Source organism: Lysinibacillus piscis (assembly GCF_026012395.1).
Taxonomy (GTDB): Bacteria; Bacillota; Bacilli; order Bacillales_A; family Planococcaceae; genus Lysinibacillus; species Lysinibacillus piscis.
The window spans coordinates 193,123-203,657 of sequence record NZ_BRZA01000005.1 but is presented as its reverse complement, the minus strand read 5'-3'; the positions used below and the strand labels follow the sequence as shown (position 1 = coordinate 203,657).

Here is a 10,535-nt window from a genome sequence, read left to right as displayed (position 1 = left end):
ACCCGTCCGCCGCTAACGTCAAAGGAGCAAGCTCCTTCTTCGTCCGCTCGACTTGCATGTATTAGGCACGCCGCCAGCGTTCGTCCTGAGCCAGGATCAAACTCTCCATAAAAGAGAAATCTGAATAACTCAAATCTCATTGCTGGCATCATATTTAATATGACATCCAAATTGTCTTACTTTATTGATTACGCTTTGTTTGTTCAGTTTTCAAGGTTCATTTGTGCGCCATCTCTTGGCGACTTAGTAATAATAACAAGAATTTTAATATACGTCAATACTTTTTCAAAAAAATATAGTGAGTATATAAAATATTCATCTTTAGCTTCTTCTACATAGTTTTTAAACTACAATTGCAATTCACTTACGTAGCCTCAATCACTTCTTCAGTTACTTAAACAATATATAAGCCTCAAGTTTCAAAATAAGTGAGCGTGATTAAAAATTTAACCACACTCACTTATTTACCTACTCGCAACATTTTAATTATTCCCATCATCACAAATAATAAAATCTTCTACTTATAATTGATTTGTAATAATACGTGAAATATAAAAAGTACGATGTTTACTTAAATCGAAAATTTCTCCTGAAAAATCCAATTTAATTAAAGGACGCGTTGGTGCAAATTTATTTACATACATTACTTCTCCACGTTCTAAATTGGATAATTCCACTGTTGTGCCAATTGGTAAATCTGCCACAATATCAATTAATGCACGAACTACTTTAATATCAAATTTTCCAAACTCTGATTCGTTAATCATTTCAATCACTTTAAAAGAAGATTGTTTTGCTCTATATAATCGTTCACATGTCATCGCATGAAATACATCTGCCACGGCAATAATTTGCGCAAAAATAGATATATTAGCGATTTTCTCACCTTTAGGATAGCCACTGCCATTTAAGCGTTCATGATGTTGGAAAATAGCTTCTTTTATTGTACTTTTTAGAATAGTTAAATCCTTAACCATCGTATAACTATAAATTGGATGTTTATATATTTCATTGAATTCTTGTTCTGTTAAAGATGAATTTTTATCACGAATACGTGGATGGATTTTAGCCATACCACAGTCAGCTAATAGTCCACCAATTGCAATTTGAATTGTCATCCCCTTATCATATCCTAATTTTTGGGCAATGACAGATGAAATCAATGCCGTTGCAACACAATGATGGTATAAATAATCTTTAGGACTCGAATACTCGTTTAAATCAAAAATAATTGTACGATCTTCTAGAACCATATCTAATAAAGGTAAAATAAGTGTACGCACTTTTGTGATATCAATTTTGGCGCCCGCTTCCCAATTTTTAAATTCCTTTTTAAATTGTTCTATAGCGCTTTTATATATTTTTCCGAAGGTTGGAATAGCCTCTATCGGCAGTTCGATATTTTCGTCATCCGCCTGTAATGAATCCGTTGAAATTTCTTTATACACTTGAACCTTTGAAACATTAAAAGCAAAAAACACTTGTAAATGCTCATATGAAACAGTTGTATCTTTGAAGACTATTGGATATTGAGTATTAGCAAAAATATCTTCTGAAATAATTTTCCCAACACGTAATTCTGAAACTGGTATATATATGCTTTCCACTTCATCGCCACCTCTTTATGATTTTATCAGTATCTTCATAATACTACTTATTTTTCATATTTTGTGATAAAAAAAACGATAACGTCAACTTTTGTTGTCGTTATCATCTTTTTCTTTATTCTTCTATCTCTATTTCTTTTTCTTCACTATTTTCTTCTTTTTCTACTTTGGCTACTGTGGCTACTAATTCTTCATCACCTAATCGAATTAGTCGCACCCCTTGTGTACTACGGCCAATTTGAGAAATATCACTGACATCCATACGAATTAACATACCATTAATCGTAATCAACATCAGATCTTCAGAACCGTTGACTGTTTTCACAGCTACCATCGGGCCATTTTTATCTGTAATTTGAATTGTTTTTAACCCTAGACCGCCTCGACTTTGTAAACGATATTCCTCTTCAGAAGTACGTTTACCATAGCCTTTTTCAGTAACAACTAGAATATCTTGCCCTTCTTCAATAATCTCCATACCAACTACTGCATCACCATCACGCAATTTTATACCACGCACACCACTTGCAGTACGGCCCATCGAACGAATATCTTCTTCTTGGAAACGGACAAGCATGCCATCTCGTGTACCAATCACAATTTGTTTATTACCATCCGTTAAGCGAACTGAAATAAGATCATCGTCATCACGTAAACTAATAGCAATTAAACCATTTGTACGGATATTGGCAAATTGAGATACAGATGTCCGCTTAGTAATACCGATTTTAGTTGTGAAAATAAAGTAAGCATCCTCATCAAATGAATCTACTCGAATCATTGCTGTTACTTTTTCATCTTTTTCGATATTCAATAAATTCACGATTGGCAAGCCCTTCGCTGTTCGACCAAATTCAGGTATCTCATAACCTTTAGCTCTAAATACTTTCCCTTTTGAAGTAAAGAATAAGATGGTATCGTGTGTAGATGTATTCATAAGATGCTCAACAAAATCATCTTCATTGGTACCCATCCCTTGTACACCACGACCTCCACGTTTTTGACTACGGTATGTGCTCGCAGCTAAACGTTTAATATACCCATTATGTGTTAACGTTACAACTGAATTTTCAACGGGAATTAAATCCTCGTCCTCAATCATCTCGATACCACCAGATGTTATCTCTGTACGACGTATATCGTTAAAACGTTCTTTCACTTCTAAAATTTCAGTACGAATAATCTCAAGAATTTTAGCTTCATCTGCTAATATAGCTTTCAATTCAGCAATCAGCACCTGAAGTTCCTGATATTCTGCTTCAATTTTCTCTCGTTCCAATCCACTTAAACGAACTAAACGCATATCTAAAATAGCCTGTGCTTGACGTTCAGATAAAGCAAAACGCTCCATTAATTGTGGCTTTGCTTCTTCCCCACTGCGAGATCCTCGAATAATCGCAATAATCTCATCAATATGGTCTAATGCAATTCGCAAACCTTCTAAAATGTGTGCGCGATCTTCAGCTTTTCTTAAATCAAACGCTGTACGACGACGAATAATCACCTTTTGATGCTCTAAGTAATGATGCAAGATTTCCTTTAATCCCATTACTTTTGGTTGACCATTTGCTAATGCCAGCATATTAATCCCAAAGCTTGATTGCATAGCTGTTTGTTTATATAAATTATTTAATACGACATTTGCATTCGCATCTTTCCGAACCTCTATAACAATTCGCATCCCTTGACGGTCAGACTCATCACGTAGAGTGGTAATCCCATCAATTTTTTTATCACGAACAAGCTCAGCAATTTTTTCGATTAATCTTGCTTTATTCACTTGATAAGGTAATTCATGAACAATAATTGTTTCTTTACCATTTGACTTTTGCTCAATCTCTACCTTAGCACGAATAATAATGGAGCCTCTACCTGTATCATAAGCACGTCGAATACCACTTCGTCCTACGATTAAGCCACCTGTAGGAAAATCAGGTCCTGGAATAAACTCCATTAATTCCTCTGTTGTAATCGCAGGATTTTCTGAAAGTGCTAATACGGCATCAATCGTTTCTCCTAACTGATGTGGAGGGATGTTTGTAGCCATCCCAACCGCAATACCAGTAGCACCATTTACTAATAAGTTAGGATAGCGACTCGGTAAAACAACAGGTTCTTTTTCTGAACCATCATAGTTATCTGTATAATCAATCGTATCTTTATTAATGTCACGTAACATTTCCATTGCAATTTTTGACATACGCGATTCCGTATAACGCATTGCTGCCGCTCCATCACCATCGACAGAACCAAAGTTCCCATGACCATCTACTAACATGTAACGATAGCTAAAATCTTGTGCCATACGCACCATTGCATCATAAATAGAAGAGTCACCATGTGGATGGTATTTCCCCATTACATCCCCAACAATACGTGCGGATTTTTTATATGGCTTATCAGCTGTATTTCCTAATTCCTGCATCCCATAAAGAATACGGCGATGTACAGGTTTTAAACCATCACGCACATCAGGTAATGCACGTGATACGATTACACTCATTGCATAATCAAGAAAGGATGTTTCGATTTCTTTTGTTATGTTAACTCCTTTAATACCAGAGCGTTCTTGTTCTGACAAAGTGTAAACCTCCTCTCAAGACAATTAAATATCTAAATTCGCATAGACAGCGTTTTCCTCAATAAATTGACGACGTGGTTCAACATCGTCCCCCATTAAACGCTCAAAAGCTTGATCTGCTTTAATCGCATCATCTAGCTCAACTTGTAATAATGTACGATGCTCAGGGTCCATTGTCGTATCCCAAAGCTGCTCAGCATTCATTTCGCCAAGCCCTTTATAGCGTTGAACATTCGGTCTTGGCATTTTTGGAAGTCGCTCTAAAATCTCTTTTAATGTTTCATCATCATAGCAATATTCAACATGCTTCCCTTGTTTTACTTGATAAAGTGGCGGTTGTGCAATATAAATATAGCCAGCTTCAATTAGAGGACGTAAGAATCGGAAGAAGAATGTTAATAATAATGTACGAATATGTGCACCATCAACATCTGCATCTGTCATAATAACGATTTTATGATAACGTGCCTTTTCTAAATTAAATTCTTCTCCAATACCTGTACCGAAAGCAGTAATCATGGCACGAATCTCAGCATTCGATAAAATTTTATCTAGTCTTGCCTTTTCTACGTTTAACACTTTACCACGCAACGGTAAAATGGCTTGGAAGTGACGATCACGTCCAGATTTTGCAGATCCTCCCGCAGAATCACCCTCAACGATATAAATTTCACTTTCTGCTGGATTTGTAGAAGAACAATCTGCTAATTTACCAGGTAAGCTTGATACTTCTAACGCATTTTTGCGACGTGTAAACTCACGTGCCTTTTTGGCAGCAATACGTGCTCGTGCAGCCATTAAACCTTTGTCTACAATTTTTCGAGCAACAGTTGGATTTTCTAACATAAAGCGCTCAAAACCATCAGAGAATAACGCGTTAGTAATTTGACTTACTTCAGAATTCCCTAATTTGGTTTTTGTTTGACCTTCAAACTGTGGATCTGGATGTTTAACAGAAACAATAGCTGTTAAACCTTCACGAACATCTTCACCAGTTAGATTAGCATCTGCCTCTTTAAGCAAGCCGTTTTTACGTGCATAATCATTAATTACTCTTGTTAATGCTGTTTTGAAGCCAGATTCATGTGTCCCACCTTCATATGTGTTGATGTTGTTAGCAAATGAAAAGATGCTAGAAGAAAAGCCAGCATTATATTGCATAGCGATTTCAACTGATATCCCATCTTTTTCTCCAAGAACATCAATAGGCTCATGGATTGGTTCCTTTGATTGATTCAAATGCTCTACATAAGAACGAATACCACCTTCATAATGATATGTAGTGGAGCGTAATTCTTCCTCACGTTCATCTGTAATTGTAATTTTAATGCCACGATTCAAGTAAGCTAATTCACGGATACGATGTGCTAAAATATCAAATTCATAAACCGTTGTTTCTTTAAAAATTTCAGGATCCGCCTTAAAGCGAGTTGTCGTTCCCGTATAAGTAGATTCACCAATAATCGTTAATTCTTGAATCGTTTTACCACGTTCAAATTTAATCTCATGAATATGACCATCACGATGAACTTGAACAATTGTTTCCACAGAAAGTGCATTCACTACTGATGCCCCAACGCCATGAAGTCCACCAGACACTTTATAACCACCACCGCCAAATTTACCACCGGCATGTAGTACAGTCATAATAACTTCTACGGCAGGTTTGCCCATTTTCTCTTGAATACTTACAGGGATACCACGACCATTATCCTCTACTCGAATCCAATTATCCTTTTCAATTGTTACCGTTATATCCGTACAAAATCCTGCAAGTGCTTCATCAATACTATTGTCAACAATTTCCCATACTAAATGGTGTAGCCCTTTAGAGCTTGTTGAACCAATATACATACCTGGTCTTTTGCGTACCGCTTCTAGACCTTCTAATACCTGTATTTGATCAGCTTCATACGCTTGATTTTGCAAGCCTTCATTTTCTATAGTCACGGCTTTCATCTACTCCTTCATAACATCATTGTGTAAATGAGTGAATAGTCAACCGAGCTGACTATTACCATTCTTTTATAAGCTAAAAAACTCCCTAACTAACCCTTTTCAATCGCACCTTGTTTCACATGGAACAATTGTGCATGCTCCATCGTTGCATGATGAATACCATCAACACTTGTCGTAGTAACAAATGTTTGGACTTCTCCCTGAATAGTATTCAATAAATGCGATTGTCGATAATCATCAAGTTCAGATAATACATCATCTAAAAGTAGTATGGGTGTTTCATTTGTTTCTTGTTTAATTAATTCTATTTCAGCTAATTTTAATGATAATGCTGTTGTACGTTGTTGACCTTGTGAGCCATATGTCTGAACATCATAATCATTCACTAAAAATTTCAAATCATCTCGATGTGGTCCAACAAGTGTTACACCTCGATTAATTTCTCGCTCTTGGCTATCTTTCAATTTTGCAAATAAAATATCTTCCATTTCATTTATGCTATGGTTTTTTTCAATGCCTAAAACCGTATTATATTGAATAACTAATTTCTCTTTCCCCTGTGAAATGCCTGTATGAATCGGTTCCGCCCATTCCTGTAAAAGATCCATAAATTGAAATCTTTTACGAATAATTTGAATAGCAGCGTGAATATATTGTTCATTGTAAACGTCATACATCACTGAATCTATAGCCGACTTACCTTGATTTATCTTTAAAAAATGATTACGTTGCTTTAGAATTTTTTGGAAGGTTAATAAATCATGTAAATAGATAGGTGAAATTTGCCCAATCTCCATATCGATAAAGCGTCGGCGAATTTGGGGACTTCCTTTTACGATGTTTAAGTCTTCTGGCGCGAACATGACAACATTCATTTGACCAATATAGTGACTAAGACGGCTTTGCTCTAAATGATTTATCTTACCCTTCTTGCCCTTTTTCGTAATCGTTAGTTCGATTGGCAGAGCACCATGCCGTTTTTCAACCGCACCTTCTATTTTACCATACTCTGAATCCCAACGTATCAATTCTTTATCATTAGATGTTCTATGTGATTTGGCCATCGCTAACACATAGATTGATTCCATAACATTTGTTTTTCCTTGCGCATTTTCACCAATAAAAACATTAATTTTGGGAGAAAACTCTAAAGCCATAGCTGCATAGTTACGATAATTTGTAAGTTTTAAATGATGGATATACATAATATATTAATTATTAACAGACCCTACAATACGAAATCGACCACAGTTAGGAATATTAATAATATCTCCATCACGTAATTTTCTGCCACGGCGATTATCTACTTCTCCGTTGACGTATACATCGTTTTCCTGTAAAAACCATTTGGCCATGCCGCCAGAGCTAATAACATCTGTTATTTTTAGTAGTTGTCCTAACGTGACAAACTCCACATCAATTTTAATATCTTGCATAGCTACGTTCCTCCAAATTCAGACTATCTATTACACTATCATACCTAAATTCTCACCATAAGTAAAAAAAGATAGTCACCACATGATGACTATCTTGAAAATTAATATGTGCGTACAGGTAAAATTAATTGCAGGATGGCATCATCATGAATAGAGCGTAAAATAAATGGTCTCATTGTGCCTGTGAATTGGATAATAACATCCTGACCATCAATCGCTTTTAATGCCTCCATCATATATTTAGCACTGAATGAAATTTTTAAGTTTTCTCCTTCCAATGCTTCTACCGAAATTTCCTCTTGTACTTTCCCAATTTCTGGTGAATTAGAAGAAATTTCGATTGTTTGCTGATCTAAAATTTCAAAACGTACAACATTATTGCGATCACCACGTGCTACTAATGATGCACGATCAATCGCTTGCAATAAAGCTTTACCATTAACTGTCACATTTGTTTGGTATTCTTCTGGAATAAGACGTGAAGTATCAGGATAATTTCCTTCGAGTAAACGAGAGAAGAATAATACGTCACCTGTTTTAAATAATACTTGCTGACTTGTAATAACAATCTCAACAGCATTTGTCGAATCTTCTAACACCTTGTTTAATTCATTTAAACTTTTCCCTGGAATAACAACACTATGTTCTACTCTTGGTAAATTTTCTAATTGAATTTTTCTTCTTGCTAAACGATGACTATCTGTTGCAGTACAGATTAATGTTTCATTTTTTATTTGCCAGTTTACACCTGTCAACACCGGTCTACTTTCTGAAGTAGCTACAGCGAACACTGTTTCACGAATAATCGACTTTAATAAATCAGCAGGTATAGTAAATTTTTGATCTTCCAGCAATTCTGGTAAAAGTGGGTATTCTGACGCATCTGACCCGATTAAATGAAACTCAGATTTACCAGAACGAATATGTGTCTGTAATCCTTCTGTCACATGAATCTCTACTTCATTTGTAGGGAGTTTTCGTACAATTTCATTGAACATACGTGCTTGTACAACAATAGAACCTGTTTCTGTGATGTTGATAATTTGCTGGTTATCTTGCTCTGCTGGAATAAATGTTTGAACAGTAATATCGGCATCACTACCAGTTAAACGAATTCCTTCATGTGTAACATCAATTTTGATACCAGTTAAAATAGGTATTGTTGTTTTAGAACTAACGGCTTTTATGACATCGTTTAAACCATTCAGTAAATGATCTCGTAAAATATCAAATTTCATTCTTTTTTCCCTCACATAATTATATTATTTATTAATTAAATAAAGATAGATATAGTAATAGGTGCTGTGGATTTGTGGATAAGTGCGCTAATATGAATAAAATCAGTCTATCCACATGTAGATAGACTGTGTATAAGTTCTCTAAGAAATCATGATATTATCCACAACATTATTTCCCTAACATACTTCTAATATGTTTAATGTCTTGTTGTAATTGGGCATCATTTTTCAATAGAGAGGATATTTTTTCATGTGCATGGATAACGGTAGTATGGTCACGTCCACCAAACTCTTCGCCAATTTTAGGTAGTGAGAAATCCGTTAGCTCACGTGATAAATACATAGCAACTTGACGTGGAAAGGCGATTAACTTTGTACGTTTTTTTGCTGAAAAGTCTTCTAAACGAATATTAAAATGCTCTCCAACAGCATTTTGAATATCTAGAATTGTTACAGCTCTAGGTTTAGAATTCGGAATAATATCTTTCAGAGCCTCTGCAGCTAGTGCAGCTGTAACATCCTTATTTACTAAAGATGAATAAGCCACGACACGAATAAGTGCACCTTCTAATTCACGAATATTAGAGTCAATTTGATTTGCAATATACAGCATTACTTCATTGGAAACATCTAAACCATCCGCTTTTGCCTTTTTTCTTAATATAGCGATACGTGTTTCTAAATCTGGTGGTGCGATATCTGTAATTAAGCCCCATTCAAATCGAGAACGTAAGCGATCTTCCAAAGTCGGAATTTCTTTAGGCGGGCGGTCACTTGAAATAACAATTTGCTTAGATTCTTCATGTAATGCATTAAACGTATGGAAGAATTCTTCTTGGGTTGATTCTTTTCCAGCTAAAAATTGAATATCATCAATTAACAGTACATCGACATTGCGATATTTATTGCGGAAATCGACTGCTTTATTATCACGAATCGAGTTAATAAATTCATTGGTAAATTTCTCAGATGATAAATAAACTACTTTGGCATTGGGATTATGCTCTAATACATAATGGCCAATAGCATGCATTAAATGCGTTTTTCCTAAACCAACTCCTCCATAAATGAAAAATGGATTATAGGCTTTTGCAGGTGCTTCAGCTACAGCTAATGAAGCAGCATGTGCGAATCGATTACCTGAACCAATTACAAACGTATCAAAAGTATATTTTGAATTTAACATACCTAGTGAAATATCATTCTGATCGTTATTTTTGGCTTGGATAATCGGAGGAGGCAATTCAAAATCGTCCGAATCCTGGTCTTTTTGAACAACAAATTTAATAAGTAAGTCTTGACCTGTAAGCTCTGTTAATATACCTGTAATTAGGTGTACATAATAGTCTTCAAGCCAGTCTCTAGCAAATGAATTAGGTGCAGCTATGGTTGCTGTGTACGTACTACTGTTATAAGAAAGTAGTTTTGTAGCCCGTAGCCATGTTTCAAAGCTGGGTTTAGAAATTTTTTGTTCAACTTTAGCCAGGACATTTTTCCATAGTTCATCTAAATGTTCCAAGCTTCAAATCTCCTTTACAGTAACAAAAAAATAGTGTTTATTAGTAATCATCCACAAAATCACAAGTTGTGGATAAAAGTTAATCATAGGCTGTTTAAAACTTATCCACACACTATCAACAATTGTGGATAAAATAGTTGTTAACAAAGTTGTCAACAAAGCAAAGCACAGTTATAGTATCAAAAAAACAGAGTA

At 35.3% G+C, this 10,535-nt stretch carries 7 protein-coding genes and 1 rRNA gene; all 8 read right to left on the bottom strand.

All coding sequences use genetic code 11. From position 1 onward, the window contains the following. Positions 1-112 (bottom strand): 16S ribosomal RNA (locus tag OPF91_RS16570); the annotation flags it as partial. Between the two features lie 409 nt (positions 113-521). Continuing rightward, positions 522-1,607: an HD-GYP domain-containing protein gene (locus tag OPF91_RS16565; RefSeq protein ID WP_264990044.1), complete on the bottom strand. Its 1,086-nt coding sequence runs from the start codon at positions 1,605-1,607 to the stop codon at positions 522-524. Positions 1,608-1,722: 115 nt separating this feature from the next. After that, on the bottom strand, positions 1,723-4,188 hold the full coding sequence (gene gyrA / locus OPF91_RS16560) for a DNA gyrase subunit A (protein ID WP_264990043.1): 2,466 nt from the start codon (positions 4,186-4,188) through the stop codon (positions 1,723-1,725). Positions 4,189-4,212: 24 nt separating this feature from the next. Continuing rightward, positions 4,213-6,147, bottom strand: a complete 1,935-nt coding sequence (gyrB, locus tag OPF91_RS16555) for a DNA topoisomerase (ATP-hydrolyzing) subunit B (protein ID WP_264990042.1) — start codon at positions 6,145-6,147, stop codon at positions 4,213-4,215. A gap of 89 nt (positions 6,148-6,236) precedes the next feature. Beyond that, complete coding sequence (recF, locus tag OPF91_RS16550; RefSeq protein WP_264990041.1) at positions 6,237-7,352, bottom strand: DNA replication/repair protein RecF; 1,116 nt, start codon at positions 7,350-7,352, stop codon at positions 6,237-6,239. A gap of 6 nt (positions 7,353-7,358) precedes the next feature. After that, entirely contained in the window at positions 7,359-7,583 is a 225-nt protein-coding gene (yaaA, locus tag OPF91_RS16545; protein WP_264990040.1) for a S4 domain-containing protein YaaA, read from the bottom strand. Positions 7,584-7,684: 101 nt separating this feature from the next. Then, positions 7,685-8,821 carry a DNA polymerase III subunit beta gene (gene dnaN / locus OPF91_RS16540; RefSeq protein WP_264990039.1) on the bottom strand — a complete coding sequence of 379 codons (1,137 nt, stop codon included), beginning with the start codon at positions 8,819-8,821 and terminating at the stop codon, positions 7,685-7,687. 169 nt (positions 8,822-8,990) lie between these two features. Next, complete coding sequence (dnaA, locus tag OPF91_RS16535) at positions 8,991-10,340, bottom strand: chromosomal replication initiator protein DnaA (protein WP_264990038.1); 1,350 nt, start codon at positions 10,338-10,340, stop codon at positions 8,991-8,993. Positions 10,341-10,535: the final 195 nt, after the last annotated feature.